This is a genomic window from Rufibacter soli (genome assembly GCF_054781795.1).
Map to the genome: position 1 here is coordinate 1,147,486 of NZ_BAAGTS010000002.1, position 17,422 is coordinate 1,164,907.

Sequence of the window (17,422 nt, forward strand, 5' to 3'; positions counted from 1 at the left end):
CTATAAATAGTCTAGGGATGTTTCACTTAAAGCATATACATATGGAAGCGACTTGCAATCACTGTACCCACTGGGTGCAAGACCAGAAGATAGTTCAAGTACAAAGCAAAGACTTTGGGGTTTGTGATGAACTGACCGGCCAACACGCCATGGACCCGGAATATGTGCTGCCTCTGGTGCATGTAGACGCTACCCATGACAGTAAACCTAAACAGTTTGAGATGATCACCGGCGCCATGTTCGGGTGTAACCATTTTGATGAACGCCGCAGCTGGATTGAGTAACCACAATAACACGCAGATTGCCTTTGCCGTTTTACGCCCATCCTGTAACTGGGTGCGGAAAAGTAATGAACGTAAAGGCCAGAAGAGGCCGCGGCAAAGGAAAGGCCGCGGCCTCTTCAGTTTTTGGGAGGCTAGTGGCGGAAGGTAAGGCCTGCGGCGGCACCTGAGTCAGCTTTTCTGTGAAGGACTTCTTCATAAAGATGGTGCTGCTCCTAAACCAATAGGTGGAATACCTGATCTGGGGTTGAGTAATGAGGTTTGGTTTTACCTAAGCAGGCATCTTCTCCTTTAAAAACCGCGTATTCAACACCACTAACAAACGTTGATCATGACCACTATGGAAAATACCTTAGAAGAAAAATCATTAGCCCACCTGATTCAAAATCCGCATGAGCTTTCTGCCATCATCTCTGACCCGGGAAAGGCGGGGCTGGAATTTTACCAGTCGCTCAGAAACAAAGATAAATCTTACGTGGCGTTTGCCGCGGGCATAGGCCTGTTAGCGTATGGCCTCTATTTAAGCAGAACAGGTTCTGGCAGCAAAGCGGCAAGCAGCAGTAACCAAGGCGGAAGCTCCCAAGGAAAAGCACTGGCTGCCTCCAATGCCGGTAGCGGCGCACAAGGCAACGCATCTTCAGGGGAAGGAAACGCTAAGCCTACCAGCGATAAGGAACTGGACGTGAAAAAGAACAGGCACTAGGCTATAAAAGGCTGTATAAAAAAGGGGGCGCAGAAATTTCTGTGCCCCTTTTTTATACTTTGTATTTTCTGATGGGTAGCGTTTTAGAGCCATTTTTCAGAAAACAGGCTCAAAACAAATACTATCTAAAAACCTAGGCCTCACACCTTTTCTAAACCGCCCATGCCTTTGTTTTTGTCAACAATTAGCAATCAACAACCAACAACCAACAACCAACAATCAATTTATCGCCATTCCACCTTCGGGAAGCGGGCTTTCAGGGAGCCGCGCATGAGGCGGTATTCTTCCTGCCAGAAGTAATGCAGGCTGTTGACCACTTTCAGGGGCTTTAGGTCTGGGGTAAGCAAATGCAGGGCCACGCCTACGTCACCACCGTCTACGGTAGGGTTGTGCTCCCAGGCAAACACGTCTTGCAAGCGTATTTCCATGATGGGGGCCTGGGCATTGTCTGGGTAGTAGAGTTCCACCGCGTGGCCGTCGGGTAAGGTCAAGGTAGCGGGAGCAAGTTCTTCCAGGCGTTGGCGTTGCTCGGTAGAAAGCATGTTCTGGAGTAGGGGCAGCAGGTCAATGTCCAGGAGGTCCTGACCAATCTGGACGTCCTCCAGGTGATAGGCCAGCCACTCGTTGCAGGTCATGAGCAGGGTAGGGATGCTAATGTCGGGGAAGCCCTCGGTGGGGTGCCATTTTCTAAGACAAAGCACGCGGTTCTGGAACTGCTTTACGGCATCAGAGAAGTTGAGCCAATCCTCGCCTTCGCGTTTAATGGTTTCGCAGATGGCTTGCACCAGGAAACGTTCATCGGGCTCGGGGAGGGGCTTGCTTTGGAGCACGATGGAACCAATGCGCATGTCTCGGGAGGCCGTTAATTCGCCTTCCTCGGGGTCCCAGGAGACTACGTCTTTCTGCTTCACCAGCGGGGCCAGGTCTTTGGGGTTGAGCGGCGAGGCCAAGAAAATGCGGCCCGGACCGTCGCCGCCGGCGTGCAGGTGGGCAATGGCCAACCAGGGGTCATGGGCCAGGTCATCGCGGTGGCCCGCAGAGGCGTACTTGCCGTTGGCCAGCTGGAACTGGGCGTTGTTGCCGGGCCTCGCGTAGGCAATGCGTTCTGGGTAGCAGTTGGCCAGCAGTACGCCGGTCTCATAGGGGTCTACCGCAGAATTTTCGGGTTCAAGGTTAAACATCCGTCTATAACTGGCGGCAATCTTGTCAATCTTGGAGAAGCGCTTCTGGTGCAGTCCTTCTTGGCGGGTGCGGCGCAGGGCCTCTATGCGTAGGTTCAGGTCAATGCCGGCTTCGCGGGGCAGCGGGTCTCGTTCTTCCAGCAGGGCGGCAATGTCGGTGGCCAAGGCTAGTTGGTCGCTTTCCTGGGCGGCCAGGAGCATGTGGGCCAGACGCGGGTGCGTGGGCAGGGCGTGCATCTTGCGGCCATGCTCCGTGATGCGGCCATTCTCCAGGGCGTTGAGTTGGTGCAGGGTTTCCTGGGCGTAGAGCAGGGCGGCTTTGGACGGTGGCGTGAGCCAGGTCAGGGCCCTGATGTCTGAAATGCCCCAGGCGGCCATGTCCAGCACCAGCGGGGCCAGGTCGGCTTCCTGAATCTCGGGGGTGCGGTGCGGGGCCAGGCGTTCGTGCAGGGCCTCGGTCCAGAGGCGGTAACAGGTGCCCGGACCTAAGCGCCCGGCCCGACCGGCGCGTTGGTCGGCGGCGTCTTTGGAGATGCGCACCGTCTCTAGCCTGCTCAGGCCGGTGGCGGGGTCAAAGCGCTGGGTTTTGGCGAAGCCGGTGTCAATGACCACGGTCACGCCTTCAATGGTGAGGCTGGTCTCGGCAATGGAGGTAGCCAGCACCACTTTGCGCTTGCCATTGCGGTCTGGCATAATGGCGGCGTACTGCTTGCCGGGGGGCAACATGCCGTACAGCGGGTGAATGGCCACCTCGCGCAGGCCCTTCCGGAGCAGGGCTTCTACTTTTCTGATGTCCTGCTCACCGGGCAGAAACACCAGCAAATCGCCTTGCTGTTCTTGCAGGGCTTTGCGTATGGCGCGATCCGTCATTTCATGCAGCAGTTGGGCATCGGTCTCGCCGGCGTACTGCACGTCTATGGGGTATTGCCGGCCCTGGCTCTCTACGGCGGGGGCGTTGAGCAGGCGGGTGAGCTGGGGCATGTTGAGGGTGGCGCTCATGACCAGAATGCGCAGGTCGGGGCGCTGGGTTGACTGGGCCTCGCGCGCCAGGGCCATGGCCACGTCTGCGTGGATGCTCCGCTCATGGAACTCGTCAAAAATGACCAGCCCCACGCCCTTGAGGGCGTTGTCTGAGTGGAGCATGCGGGTGAGAATGCCCTCGGTGACTACCTCCAGGCGGGTCTTCTCTGAAATGCGGTTCTCAAACCGGATGCGGTAGCCCACGGTCTGACCCACCTCCTGGCCCAGCAGTTGCGCCAGCCGTTCGGCAATGGTGCGGGCTGCCAGCCGGCGGGGTTCCAGCATGATGATTTTCTGCCCCTTCAGCCAGGCCTCGTCTAAGAGGGCCAGCGGCAACAGGGTACTCTTGCCCGCCCCCGGAGGCGCGTTCACAATCAGCGTGTTCTGGGCGGCAAGGTGTTCCCGCACGGAAGGGATAATCTCCCGAACGGGCAGGTCTATGGTAAATGGGTCGAAAGGCAAGGGGAAAAGTGTTTGTTAAAGTTAACAGTATAAAAGTCTGCTATTCCAATTGCAAATTTACATAAAGTTGTAACAAGCTAGGCGGAATTAAATATGCCCTTATACTTATAATTTTAATAAACATTATTTTAATGTTTCCTTTTTACAATATAATTTCGGCTAAGTAATTTATTTGTATTAAAACTAAAAGCGTATTACTTAGATACTAAATCCTTTTGTCTTTAACAAGCCTCCAATAGTGATATCCTAGTGCTGTAAGTCTGCATGATTTGGAATTGATTGCTGCATAATACATAAAAGGCTCATCAACTGGTATAACTAATCCTACACTTTGGAATTTTTGAAGGTCTTTAAATTTAGCAACATTTTCAGGTAAAGCAAATGGCTTAATAATTTTGTGTTGGATGTCAGGGGAGTTAGAATCTTCAAATGAAGGGTCTAGTGAAAAATGTTCTTGTGGTGTTGGGAAATATTCAATTAACTTTCTTAATGAATCTAAAGGTACTTGAGGTGTAATATTCCTAATAGATGTAAACCTAGTAATATTTGTTTTAAAAACTGGCCTTTGATCCCATGCACCTAATGCTTGATCTATGTAGGCATATATACTTCCTGGAGTTATATGGCCCCTTAAATCAGCTGCTCCACCTTGCAAAGCATCTAGTAGTAAGTTTGTGAAAACGCCATGGCCGTTTACTTCATAAGAAGGTTCATTGTTCTTGCTAGAAGTTAAAATAGAAATTCCTTCAATTAAATGAGCTTCTCTTCCTCCGATGGACTTTGGTGAACCAAAATTTCCTGAATTACAGCAGTCTAAAATAATTATTTTATTTTTTGCTTTTGAATCATTGGCTAAGATTAAAATTTCATCCATTGATACCCCTTCATCGTTAGGTTTGTAATCAGGGGTTATTAAATAACCCCCTATTTCATTTATAACGCCATGACCAGCAAAATAAAATAAGGCTGTTTCGCAATCGCCTGAAAACAACTCTATGAGAAGTGTCTTTAATTCAGACTTAGTCTCAATGTCAGTTTTTAGTCTTACATCAAAGTTAGGTGAGCCATCGCCATTTGTTTCAATAATTGTGCTAAAGGCAGTTGCATCATTTATGCATCCTTTTAATTCAGCGTTTGGATAATTGTTAATGCCTACTATTAAAGCTCTTTTCATTTTTATTAAGTATTAAATTGTTTTGAAAATAAAAGGTTGGAACCGCAATGGTTCCAACCTTTTATTTTTGCTTGGGAGGCTTTGGGGAGGTAGGCTTTGGGATAGGCTCTTTTATCTCTCTAATTAGTCTTTCTGGTGGAGGCGGAGGAGGTAGTGGTGGTCTTTGGGAGTTTAGAATTATCATAATTTTGCTTTTTATTTTTAGGACCCTTTAATTCGTAAATTTTTATTGAGTCATTTTTTATTGGTGCAATTAGAGTGTCTTGCTCTTTTGGTTGAGTCGATTTTTTATTAAATTGTATTTTTCTTAATGAATCATTTGAAATAGAGTTATTAATCCCTAAGTTAATTGGAATTTTATTTTTAATTTCAATAAAATGAGTTTTATCAGGTTTTGTAAAGTAGTTATAAAAAAAAGGAAAAAAACCAAAAACAAGTAAAGATAGACTAATACTTAGAAGTAGTTTTGTGATATTTAACTCCTTTAATTTAGTGTCATTTATTCTTGTATTAGAAGATGTTTGCTGAATATATAAATCAGTTAAATAGTTTAAAAAAAGAGCCTCTGCTGTAGTGTGTGATAAAGTTTGTAAGTTAGTAGTATAATAGTTATTTAAGCTTATCCTATAATTGTCAAGTTGATTAGCATAGGGAATAGCTCTATATGGGTCATGATTAATACTCACATAAGCTTTAATTAGGTAATAAAGGCCTATTAAAGTTAGTACTGATGCTATTATAACAGGAAGGTAAAATAAAACATTTAAATAAATATTTTCATCTTTATATTCATATTCTGAAAGTAGGAAAAATATTAAAATTGCAACTGCTGTTGTGATAGTGATGGGAATATTAACAGAGTTTTCGATATTTTCTTTTCTTGTGAATTCTTTATCATATAAATCTTTAAAGAAATCGTGCCTCTCTTTATCGTTCATGCAAAATCTGTGAAAAATTTTATCTTATTAATCCTTGAGGCCAAATAATTATTACTTCTTTGTTTAATTTTTTTGCGTATTCTACAATATCTGCAGTTCCTCCTTTTCCTTTCGATCTCTTGCCATCCCAAATAGCAACAACTTTATTACTCAATTCTGCCACTCTTTTCCCAGCTTGTAAAAAAGCTAATTCAGAGGGTTGGTCATAGTCTAATATTTCAACTAGATGAGATCTCTCCTTTAGTGAGAAGAATGAGCGTTTTGATACATCATCTTTAAAAGTAAGTTCGTAATCTTTGCAAGGAATGATTGAATATAGCCTTATGCCTTTATTGAGTGAAGTTTCTGCAAAAAGTTGATCTGCCCCTGCTGCCAATGAAGATAAGGATATATCAATTTTATTTTTATCTAAAATCTTTTCAATTTCAGATTTTATGTATGTATACCCTTCTTGAGGAATGTTTTGATGGCCAGTCACGCCAATAGAATTTTGCATCGACTTAATATTAAAGGCTATTTATGAAAGATGCTATGCCTGCCCAGGTCCAGGGTATGATAGATGTGCCATTTATAAAAACTGGAATTGTTCTGTCATTATTGTATGCCCAGATACCTAGGCACTTTTTGCCTGCAAGTTTAGCTAACCTAAATTCCTCTTTTTGACCTGTTGAAGCTAAAGAGTTTCTGCTTATTAAAAAGATAACGCCGTCTGAACGACGTATCCGTGTTAATACTTTTTGCTGCCAATCATTATCGTAAGCTTCCTTTACGGACATATCAATATATTCAAAAGGAGTGTTGGTATTTAAAGATTGACCTTTTAGTAAGTTTCTTTGAGCTTCATCTTCTATTGCAAATGCAATGAAAATAACTTTTTTGTCTGGCATGTTTAGTTTATGTTTAATTATTTAATCGATTGATTCTGATTCTCTATAGTATCTCTGTCGCACTCTAGCTGCCCATCTTAAAAATACTTGCCTAATTGCATTTGATTGTTCTAAAGAAAGGTCACTATTGGGTAAAGTATGAACAAAAACATCACTACTTCCAACATCGAATATACCCCCCTCTACTCCCTCTTCCCGAAATATTAGCATTGGTAGATTTAATGCGTACATTATTCCTGCTTCTAATTGATTCCATGCTGTTGGAAAACTAACAAGCTCAGTTTGATTTCTTTCTCTTTCTGTCCCTTTTTTCCAAATACCATCCTTTGTTTCAAATTGCCGAAATCCTAAAACGACACCTCCGACACAATGTCTGGTAATACTTAAAACTTCTCTTAAAGGAAGAAGAGTAGGGTAATCACTCCTGCCTAGCGACCTTGGTTCTAAATGTTGGTTAAGAAGTTCGTTTATCATAAAATCAAACTTCACCTTTTGGCCAGCATTTAGGGCAGATGGGTGAGATATGAATACAGGAATGTTCATTTCTAATAGAATGCTGTTATTTAAACTTCTAATATAGTGTATTTTCTATTTAAAATTTGATAGGTAAGTTCTTTAAATAAATTTAGCATTAAATCAGTTTTCATAAACCCGCTCAATCCTTCTATCCGGTATCAACCACATCAACGCTACCAGCACATAGACACCGTTCGCGGCCCAGGGGCTCCAGAAGGAGAGGGCTATGCCGGTCAGGTACAAGAGCGGGGAGAGTTTGCCTTTCAGGTCCTGGCCAATGGCTTTGGCGAGGATTGAGTCTTTGCCGTTCTTTTGAATGATGGTCTGCTCCAGCACCCAATAGGCAATAGAGCAGAAAAGCAGGATGCCGCCATACAGGGCCGTAGCCGCCGGCGCGAAGCTGTTTTCACCCATCCAGCCGGTGGCAAAGGGAATCAAAGACAGCCAGAAGAGCAGGTGCAGGTTGGCCCAAAGCACAGAGCCGTTCACATACTTGGTGCTGTGCAGCATGTGGTGGTGGTTGTTCCAGTAAATGCCAATGTAGATGAAGCTAAGCACGTAGCTCAGGAACACGGGTAGGAGCGGGGCCAGGGCGTGCCAGTCGGCGTGGTGCGGTACCTTAATTTCCAGAACCATAATGGTGATGATGATGGCCAATACGCCATCACTGAATGCCTCTAACCTTCCTTTTTGCATGTTTGTGGGGGAGCGCCCAGGTGGGGTGCATGTTCTGTTCCTGGAAGGGAAGGTACTACTTTTTGGAATACGTAGAAACAGCCCGGTAAATTTCTGGGGCTGGGTTGAACCACCCGTTTCTGTTTCGGGCCCGTTTTCTGAAAAACAGGCTTAAAACGGAAATGAAGTGGTCTTTACTTTTCAGAACCGGGCAAAGGGTAATGTCTTTGGTGGGATCATCAGTAGCAGGCTAGAACGGAAGATTTTTTTAGGCGCAAGCACCTTTGGGGCGTTTTAGAACAGGCCTAAGAAATGGCTAAGGTCCTCTAAAGGAAGAGCTCCCGTTTTGAGCCTGTTTTTCTAAAAACAGGTCCAAAACGGGAGCTCCAGTTTTTGGCTCTTCTAGTGGGTGCTTACGACAGCAGGTCTTTGATCTGCAGCTGCATCCAGAGGTCTTCGTGTTCTTCCTGGCTCAGGATACCCATTTCCCGAAGCCAACCAAACCGCTCTATGAGCACGTCCTGGGGCAGGTGGGGTTCTATCACGCCGTACTTGTTTTTATAGTAGGCCTGAATATGAGCGTGAATAGACAAGATAAAATTGTCTACCTCCATGTTAGAGGGCTTCCCCCGGAACAGCTCCAGCGTCTGGGAACCGCCGGTGAGCAGCACCAGGTCGCGGTTAGTGCGGGAGAAAGCCAGGACCGCCAGTACCATAGAAACAAGCGTGGCGGTGATCCAAAGCAGCGCTACCGGGCCGGCCCCTTCGGTCAGAAACGAGGTGGTAAAGGCGTACAGGCTAAGGCCGGTCAAGAAGGTAAAGGCACAGGCGGGCAACAGGGCAGCCTTCTCGCGTTTCTTCACCAGTTCAAAGCCCAGGTCCTCGTACCTAATGCGGTATTCCAGGTTCTCTTTCCAGGTTTTGGTAATAACCCTAATCCCCGATTTCCGGAGGGTGAATTCTTTACTGCTAAGGAGGTGGCGCTGCTTTAGCTCTTTCATTATTCTTAGATAGAAAACGTAACCGTATATATGTAATGGCTTAATTGTGCAAAAAGGTAAGAAGAAAAAAGTAGCATGCAAGCAGTAGAGGCTAATATTTGTAATTTTCTTTCACGTTATAGTTAAAAATATGGTTTTTCATATTTAACCGTAGGATTGGAGAAAGAGTAGAATTCTTAGAGAGGGTCAACAGGCGAGAAGGGTAAATAGGACCGGAATGGCAGAAGCTCCGTGACGTGTTCAACTGTCCCGGCAGGCAGACGGCTGGGCCGATGGAAAAGGGAGCTGGGTCAGGTTGCAAACCTTCCTGCTAAGGGCCTTCTAATTCATTTATAAAGAGAGTATAATTAATGGTGTAGGGAAGTGCAGTAATCCGTCCCTTTCCAGCTTATTTGTTTTTGGTCAATTTTAGCAGCACAACCCGTCACCGGCCGTCCATAACCGGTTTTGTTTTGTATTCCGTACAACAGCCGCTTTCTGGCTTGCGTAAGGGCAAATACTCCTTTGGTTTACATGAACATGGCAAAAGATACCCACGCACCTGCTTCTTCAGACTTTACCGGCTTTGTGACCGTTCGCGGCGCCCGCGAGCATAACCTCAAAAACGTAGACCTTTCCATTCCCAGAGATGCCTTGGTAGTGTTCACCGGCGTGTCGGGTTCGGGTAAGTCCTCGCTGGCCTTTGGCACGCTCTACGCCGAGGCCCAGCGCCGGTACCTGGAAAGCGTGAGCCCCTATGCGCGCCGGCTGTTCCACCAGATGGCGGTGCCCGAGGTAGACGCCATTGAGGGGCTTCCGCCGGCGGTGGCTTTGCAGCAGCAGCGCGGCACGCCTACTACCCGTTCCAGCGTGGGCAGCGTGACCACCCTTTCTAACCTGGTGCGCATGCTCTATTCCCGGGCCGGAGATTACCCCAAAGGCCAAGGTATCATCTACGCCGAGGCGTTTTCGCCCAACACCCCTGAAGGTGCCTGCCCCACTTGCCACGGCCTGGGCCGCATCTATGAGGTAACCGAACACAGCATGGTGCCAGATCCCAGCCTTACCATTCGGGAGCGGGCCATTGCCGCCTGGCCCACCGCCTGGGGCGGCCAGAACCAGCGCGACATTCTGGTAACCCTGGGCTTTAATGTAGATATCCCCTGGAAAGACTTGCCCCAGAAAGACCGCGACTGGATCCTGTTCACCGAAGAGCAGCACGTGGTGCCCGTGTACCCCGGCTATACCCCAGAGCAAACCCAGCGCGCCCTTAAACGCAAAGAGGAGCCTAACTACATGGGCACCTTCAGTAGTGCCCGGCGGCACGTGTTCCATACGTTTGCCAACACCAACAGCCCCCTCATGAAGAAGCGGGTGATGCAGTACATGCTCCATACAGATTGCCCCACCTGCCACGGCAAACGCCTGAACCCCGCTTCCCTCTCGGTGACCTTTGCTGGCTATGATATCACAGAATTGTCAAGGCTGCCATTAAAGCGGGTGGCAGATTTACTTTCGCCTTACGGTAACGCTCCTGCCGGCAAGCCCTCCCGTCATGATGAAGAGCACCCCGAGCAGGTGATTGTGAAACAACGCATTGCCCAGGATTTGGTGGCTCGCATTCAAGTGTTGCTGGATCTGGGGCTAGGCTACCTTTCTCTGGAGCGTAGCACGCCCACGTTGTCGCCCGGCGAATTGCAGCGCCTGCGGTTGGCCACCCAGTTGTACTCGCATCTTTTTGGGGTAGTGTATGTGCTGGATGAACCGTCGGCGGGCCTGCACCCCAGTGACACGCTAGCCTTGCTTACTGCCCTGGAGAACCTAAAAAAAGCGGGCAACTCCTTGTTTGTGGTGGAGCATAACCTGGACGTGATCGCTAAAGCCGATTGGCTCGTGGACGTGGGGCCGGCGGCCGGGGAGAAAGGCGGCGAGGTGCTCTACAGTGGTCCGCCCCAGGGGCTGCAGCAGGTAAGTGCCTCCCAAACTGCGGCCTATCTTTTTGGGGCTACGCCGGTAATAACGCACCAGCGCCGAACGCCTACTGGTTGGCTTACCCTCAGTGGCGTGACCCGCAACAACCTGCAGAACTTAACCGCCGAATTTCCCCTGGGCGTGTTCACCACCGTGACCGGCGTGTCGGGCTCGGGTAAGTCTAGCCTGGTGAGCCAGGTGCTGGTAGAATTGGTAGCAGAACACCTGGGCCATGAATTGCCCCCCGAGGAGGAAGAAACAGATAGCTTGGACCAGCCTGCCCCGCAGACCACCGGCGGCCGCATAGTAAGTGGCCTAGAGCAGATCAAGCGCCTGGTACGGGTAGACCAGAAAGCCATCGGGCGCACGCCCCGCTCCAACATGGCCACCTACACCGGCTTGTTTGACCACGTGCGCAAGCTTTTTGCGGCCACTCCTTTGGCCAGAAAGCGCCGCTATGACGCTGGTCGGTTTTCGTTTAACGTGGCCAAGGGTCGCTGCGAGAACTGCACCGGCGAGGGTTTTGTGATGGTGGAACTGCTGTTTCTCCCCAGCGTGTACGCGCCTTGCCCGGTCTGCCACGGTGCCCGCTACAATGCTCAGACCCTGGAAGTCACCTACCGCGACCTGAACATTGCCGAAGTGCTGAACCTGACCGTAGATGCCGCCCATGAGTTCTTTGACGAGGAGCCTGCCATTCATAGAGCCCTGTCTGTTTTGCGCGAAGTGGGCCTGGGGTACCTGCGCCTGGGGCAGCCGGCCACTGAACTATCGGGCGGTGAGGCCCAACGCATTAAACTGGCCACCGAACTGCAACGCCTGAGCCGCGGCAACAGTCTGTATATTCTGGATGAGCCTACCACCGGTCTGCACCCATCAGACGTGGAGAAGCTCATGGCCCAGCTGGAGGTTCTAGTAGAGGCCGGCAATACCGTTATAGTGGTAGAACACACCATGCGCGTGGCCGCCGCCAGTGACTGGGTGCTGGACATTGGTCCCGGGGCCGGGGAAGAGGGAGGCACCATTGTGGCCGCAGGCACCCCAGAGCAAGTAGCCCAAGTCAAGAAAAGCAAGACAGCTCCCTTTTTGGCCAAAGAGCTGGGCAGTAAGTAGAAGGTAAGTCAGGCCTTTGCGTTTCAGGGCTGTTTTTCAAAAAACAGCCCTGAAACAGAATTTGAGAAATCATTGGGTATTTCTGGGGCAAGTGGGCGCACTATATTTCAGGTAGTTGAACCTTGGTGGTCTTTGGTGTCTTTGCCTGAGGGCCTCGTTTTCGTCTCCCTTATGGGCTACCGAAGAAGGAGAGGTGATATTAGGGTTGTCACCTAATCCTTAAAAAGGGAACCAGGAGCTGTTGCCTCTAATATCAGTACCTACTACTAGGTAAAGGCTTGATTATCATTTGTTAAGATCTGGTATTTCTAGCAGAAACGTCTTGGAGGTTCAAGGAGCTATATTAAAAAAATGTAATTGTTAAAGTAGGGGGAAATCTAAACTCCTTCTTTGGGGCTACGTTCATAACCATACATAAGGATCTAAAATATTATATAAAATAATAAATTAGTTATATATAAAGTAAGTATATAGCCTTTTACGATACCTATTTGAGGTTTTGCTTTACTCCTAATGCCAGCTAGATGAGGCTGGTAGAACATGGTTTGATGCAAACTTGCTGTTTGTACCCTGTTGCATTCCCCCTTTCCCCCGTTACAAATTTCCTTAACGCAAATGGGAGCGTTTTCTTCTCCTTTGCCGAAAGGATTGTCCCCTCCTTGGCTCTAACGTACTAGTGACTTCTGGTAGGGTGGTGTGCCTTTTTACGGGTTATAACGAACTTACCTATTTTCAAAAGCTTACTCCTTAGGTTGGAAAGGGCTTATTGCATTAGGAGGCCTTAGGCTTTACCAGAAGGCTTTGCCTCCTGGCTGGGGTTTGCCTACAGGTAGCCTTAGATTCTTTCAGTGGGTCCAGCACCATTTCCATTCATGTTTGATCAACCACTCTTCTCCAGGGCGCCCACTGGTGCTCTTGCTGATCACTGTTGCCAAAATATTCATCCTTTCATTCTTAAACACCTTTCATCATGCAAAAGAATTACGATTACACGAGCAGGACAGGATTTGTCATGCCGCGGGATGTAAAGAGTTGTTGGCGGTTTTTTATGGTGGTGATGGCTTTTTTCCTGTTTACAGGGAATGCTTGGGCTCAAATTCCATCAAGTTATTGTGATGGAATTCCTGACACTTACACTAGCCCATTAAGTTACTATTTAGTAGATAAAGCTAATGCTAGTGATGACAGTCAATTTACACAAGGATCCAAAGACGGAAATCAGATCTCTGCAAATGCATGGGCCTCTGGAAATGCTAATGATAAGGGGGATATAACTAATGCCAGTGCCTCCTTGGTACAGAATACATCTGGTCAGTATTGCATTTTAAGATTCTCTGGAGATAGGACTGCCGATAACGGTGACGCCGCTATCGGTTTTTGGTTTTATAAGGACCCCACGGTGAGTGCTAACCCAGACGGAAGTTTTACAGGTACTCACATGGATGGAGATATCCTGATAATAAGCCAATTCACCAATGGCGGTGGAACTAGCACACCAGTAGCATATGAGTGGCAAAATGGCCAACTAGTTCCTTTGACTTCGGCATCAGGCTGCAGCCAAACAAACACTACAACTATATCTGCAGCGCTTACCCCTGATAATTATACAGGTAAATTTGCTCCAACCAATCAATATCGCCCAGGTACTTATTTTGAAGGATACATTAACCTCTGTGGAATTTCAGGTGTTGATCTTTGCTTTAGCAAATTTTTAGTTGAAACAAGAAATTCCCAGTCTATTGATGCTTCACTACAAGATTTTGTACTGGGTAACTTTAATATAAGACCTAACTCTTATGCTTTGACTGGTGGTAGTTATTGCCCTGGCGGATCAGGTGCTGCTGTGACCTTAGCTGATTCAGATCTAGGTGTAAGCTATCAGTTACAGCGTCTGGGTGGGGCCAGTCCGGTAAATGTTGGCTCTCCGATACTAGGTGATGGTGATGATATAAGCTTTGGTGTGCAACCTGCTGGAACCTATCAAGTAGTTGCTACAACTACAGGCACTACTTGCTCCAGCACCTTTGGGAATGCTACTGTTCAACCTTACCAGGCGGAAGTGGCGAATGCGGGGGGTGACTTCACCAAGACTTGTACTAGCAACCCAAATGGCAAAACTATTGGCGAGGCGGCACAAGCTGGTTATACCTACTCCTGGAGCCCTACCGCCGGTCTGAGTGACCCAAATGTGAGTAACCCCACCGCTAACCCAACCGTGACGACTACTTATACTGTCACTAAGACTAATACCACAACCGGTTGCTCTGATACTGATGATGTGACTGTTACGGTGGACAAACCAACGGTTACCGCCAACGCTGGTTCTGGTTTCACCATCTCCTGTAGTGACAACACCAGCGGCGGTTCCATTGGCGAGGCATCGCAAACGGGTTATACATACTCTTGGAGCCCTATTGCGGGATTGAGCGACCCTAATGTGAGTAATCCTACGGCTAACCCAAGCGTGACCACTGTTTACACTGTAACTAAAACCCATACTGCAAGCGGCTGCTCTGATACAGATGAGGTGACAGTGACCGTGAACAAGCCTACCGTAGTGGCGGTTGCTGGTGATGACTTCACCAAGACATGTACTAGCAATCCGAATGGTAAAGCCATTGGTGAGGAAGCACAAGCTGGTTATACCTATTCATGGGTGTCTTCACCTACCGGCTTTACCTCGACAGATGCTAATCCTACTGTGAACCCGACCGTTACGACTACTTATACCGTTACCAAGACCCATACAGCAAGCGGTTGCTCTGATACTGATGAGGTGACTGTTAACGTTGACATTGCTTTACCAAGTGGTACTGTAACAGGTGGAGCATTAGACTGTACTTCTGGAACCTTTACAATTAGTGCTGCAAATGTATCTCCTGCTGGTGCTACCTTTACTTGGTATGGGCCGGCTTCTGTGGGTGGTGCAAATGGAGGCAAAGGTCCAGTTATAAATAATCTTACTGCTAGTCTAACAGTAAGTGCTATTGGTACTTATACGCTCCGGATAACCAATCCTTCTAATGGATGCTCCATTGATGTTACTGCTGTGGTAACTCCAGCTGTAAATTGCAACCCGGTTCAAGGTTGTACTCTAGGCTACTGGAAAAACCATGTGGATAGATGGTGTGATACGTATTCTACTGCCCTGCATCCAGATTTAACCTATGGAGATGTTTTTGCAAGTGCTCCTGCTGAGCTTGAAAACCTTACGCTGCTACAAGTACTCAACTTAGGTGGCGGAGGTATTTACAATCTAGGCCGGCAATCTGTGGCTGCGTTGCTTAATATTTGTAGCTCAGAGGTGAATTATACATCAGCTTATCCTACTACTGCTTCGTTGATAAATGCCGTGAATGCGGCCTTTGCATCAGGAAGCAAAACCAGGATAGCCAATTTGGGAACCTTACTGGATACCTATAACAATGCGGGTTGCCCATTGGGTGGTTCACCTGCCACAACGTCTGCTACATCCAGTTCTTCTTCTTCTTCGCTGTACAGCAATGAGAATAGCCTGAGGCTGCATCCTAACCCATTCTCAGACAAAACCACTATAGAATTCACCAGTGAACAGGGTGGTACCTATGAGTTGGTGCTGTATGACATGAGTGGACGTCTGGTGAAAAAAGTAAGTTCTGGCTTGGCCGAAGCCGGTAAACCGTACAGTATCACCATACGGAGTGCCATGCTTAAAGAGGGCATGTACCTGGCCCGCTTACGCGTAGGAAATGTAACTAGATCTGTGAAGGTAATTCTGAAAAGGTAGTCATTGGCTTCTTTGAACCAGGCATGAAAAAGGCCGGAGCAGTGCTCCGGCCTTTTTTACGTTAACAAAGTATCGTTTTCACTGTCTTTATCCTGTGGTTTAGCCCTACTTTAAAAAAAACGGCCGCAAAACAGAATTCTGACTTCTTAAGGTGTAGCCGTTTTTTAGGCTACCATGGTTGATGCGCCCGTCTTTATCTGGCTGTTGATCACCTCCAGGATAAGGCGTTCAATCACGTCATTGTCAAGCTCTGGGTTGGTACTGGTAATGAACTCAAATACCTTGTGTTGTAGGCGCTGCTTCTCTATAACAGATCTGTCTTGCAGGCCTTCCATTTTTACGTACTGGTCAATCTTGTAAGAGACAAATATCTCCAGGTTCTCTGGTCTCAGGAAAATTTCAGTGAGGTTGTTCAGGCCTACCTGTGGAGCGTGGGAGGGAGCCGCCGGGGTGGCTTCCGTATGAATAAAGTTTTTGAGTGTTTTCACCTCCTCCATCAATTTCTCAATAGAGTCAAGCATGAACTTCTCAGATGATTCTTTTTCAGGTTCAGGTTCTGCTTTTACCGTTTTGTAGCCTTCCAGAATTTCCAGGAAGGTACCGATAGTGGCGTTCTCCCTAATCTGGGTAGCTGTTTCCTCAATTTTGCGCTTTAAGGTTTTCTGAAAGGCCAATATAGAAGTGAACCGCAAATCTCTGGGATAGGTAATGGGTTCAATAGGGAAAGAGTCAAAGGTATAGTTGGTGGCGTCGTCTTTGATAATAATGGTGGGTTTATCAAAGGCCAAACGCATACCTAAGGCAAACATTACATTAGGGTTTTTGCCGCTCACATCAAACACCATTAAAGGGTTGGCGTACATGGTCTGTATGATGTCCTTTTTCATAAGGCAGGCCTCATCTGCGTGGCAGGTTACCTGTGGTGCAAACTCTGAGTCTTTGATCACGTCCGTCACAATAGACAACACCTCTTTCCAGTGCTCAGCGGTAACCCCGTCAATAGCAGAAGAAGGCATGACCAACCCACAATTTTCCATTGTCTTTTCTTTCCCGTTAACTCCTATTTCAACTTGAACCTTAGTGTTCATATTTAATGGGCGATGTATAAATATATTATAATTTTTCAGCCTTAAAGAAAGATCGGGGGACAACGCTTTCTTCATTATTTATAAACAATATCTAAAAAAATATTCAGATTCTGGTATAACCAGGCAAGTTTTTGCAACAAAAAAGCTTCTAATACGTCGGGTAGGAGAAATACCCAGACAAAAGTTGGTTTAAAGATAATAGGCGCACTTTTCTGTTTAGAGCCAAAATATGGCCTCTAGGGATATGGTACTTTTGGATTCTTTACTTTGAATTTTAAAATACTTAGAACTAAGTATTTAAATGCAGGTTGGCCAAATTTATGCGCCAGACAGTATTTAGGAAGTAAGTAATCGTTGCTAAAGAATTATTCCTACTCTTGAATAAATTTTTATAAGTGAATGATGAATCTGATTAATTTGAATAGTCCAACAAATAAAAGGCAAATTTCTACCTTTTACGAATAAATATAAGTGTTTCTTGATATATAAATACCTAACAGAAGCGCTACGATTGAAAGGGCTTTTGATTTCCAGGCTATCTGCAGATTAGGTGACCTAGGAAAGCAGTAAGGCTTTTAACATGCAAGTGCTTGTTGTTAGAGGCCCAATTAATGTTGGGCATTCATCATAGATCTTTGGCTGGCAAGTGTTTAAAAGAGCCAGCCTT

13 protein-coding genes are annotated in these 17,422 nt (G+C 47.0%); 4 read left to right on the forward strand and 9 right to left on the reverse strand.

All coding sequences use genetic code 11. The features are described from left to right. Window positions 1-41 precede the first annotated feature (41 nt). A complete protein-coding gene (locus ACYVJQ_RS06740) occupies window positions 42-284 on the forward strand; it encodes a hypothetical protein (protein WP_460892306.1) in 243 nt (80 codons plus the stop codon). A 337-nt stretch (window positions 285-621) separates the two neighbouring features. Further along, entirely contained in the window at window positions 622-984 is a 363-nt protein-coding gene (locus tag ACYVJQ_RS06745) for a hypothetical protein (RefSeq protein WP_460892307.1), read from the forward strand. Between the two features lie 224 nt (window positions 985-1,208). On the opposite strand, the gene hrpB is transcribed toward ACYVJQ_RS06745, so the two are convergent. The 8 genes from hrpB to ACYVJQ_RS06785 form a co-directional block, all read right to left on the reverse strand. Further along, entirely contained in the window at window positions 1,209-3,647 is a 2,439-nt protein-coding gene (gene hrpB / locus ACYVJQ_RS06750) for an ATP-dependent helicase HrpB (RefSeq protein WP_460892308.1), read from the reverse strand. Between the two features lie 205 nt (window positions 3,648-3,852). Next, complete coding sequence (locus ACYVJQ_RS06755) at window positions 3,853-4,821, reverse strand: caspase family protein (RefSeq protein ID WP_460892309.1); 969 nt, start codon at window positions 4,819-4,821, stop codon at window positions 3,853-3,855. A 119-nt stretch (window positions 4,822-4,940) separates the two neighbouring features. Beyond that, a complete protein-coding gene (locus tag ACYVJQ_RS06760) occupies window positions 4,941-5,759 on the reverse strand; it encodes a hypothetical protein (RefSeq protein WP_460892310.1) in 819 nt (272 codons plus the stop codon). Window positions 5,760-5,778: 19 nt separating this feature from the next. After that, window positions 5,779-6,255, reverse strand: coding sequence for a hypothetical protein (locus tag ACYVJQ_RS06765; protein WP_460892311.1), 477 nt, complete (start codon window positions 6,253-6,255; stop codon window positions 5,779-5,781). A 10-nt stretch (window positions 6,256-6,265) separates the two neighbouring features. Then, window positions 6,266-6,646: a TIR domain-containing protein gene (locus ACYVJQ_RS06770; protein WP_460892312.1), complete on the reverse strand. Its 381-nt coding sequence runs from the start codon at window positions 6,644-6,646 to the stop codon at window positions 6,266-6,268. A gap of 21 nt (window positions 6,647-6,667) precedes the next feature. Continuing rightward, window positions 6,668-7,189: a hypothetical protein gene (locus ACYVJQ_RS06775; protein WP_460892313.1), complete on the reverse strand. Its 522-nt coding sequence runs from the start codon at window positions 7,187-7,189 to the stop codon at window positions 6,668-6,670. 93 nt (window positions 7,190-7,282) lie between these two features. Beyond that, on the reverse strand, window positions 7,283-7,858 hold the full coding sequence (locus ACYVJQ_RS06780) for a TMEM175 family protein (RefSeq protein ID WP_460892314.1): 576 nt from the start codon (window positions 7,856-7,858) through the stop codon (window positions 7,283-7,285). 392 nt (window positions 7,859-8,250) lie between these two features. Beyond that, a complete protein-coding gene (locus tag ACYVJQ_RS06785) occupies window positions 8,251-8,838 on the reverse strand; it encodes a hypothetical protein (protein WP_460892315.1) in 588 nt (195 codons plus the stop codon). A 519-nt stretch (window positions 8,839-9,357) separates the two neighbouring features. Between ACYVJQ_RS06785 and uvrA the strand changes: the two genes are divergently transcribed. After that, window positions 9,358-11,901, forward strand: coding sequence for an excinuclease ABC subunit UvrA (gene uvrA / locus ACYVJQ_RS06790; RefSeq protein ID WP_460892316.1), 2,544 nt, complete (start codon window positions 9,358-9,360; stop codon window positions 11,899-11,901). Between the two features lie 970 nt (window positions 11,902-12,871). After that, a complete protein-coding gene (locus ACYVJQ_RS06795) occupies window positions 12,872-15,667 on the forward strand; it encodes a T9SS type A sorting domain-containing protein (protein WP_460892317.1) in 2,796 nt (931 codons plus the stop codon). Window positions 15,668-15,831: 164 nt separating this feature from the next. Here ACYVJQ_RS06795 and ACYVJQ_RS06800 read toward each other — a convergent pair whose 3' ends face one another. Further along, window positions 15,832-16,704 (reverse strand): hypothetical protein, encoded by an 873-nt coding sequence (locus ACYVJQ_RS06800; protein WP_460892318.1) that lies wholly within the window; start codon window positions 16,702-16,704, stop codon window positions 15,832-15,834. Window positions 16,705-17,422: the final 718 nt, after the last annotated feature.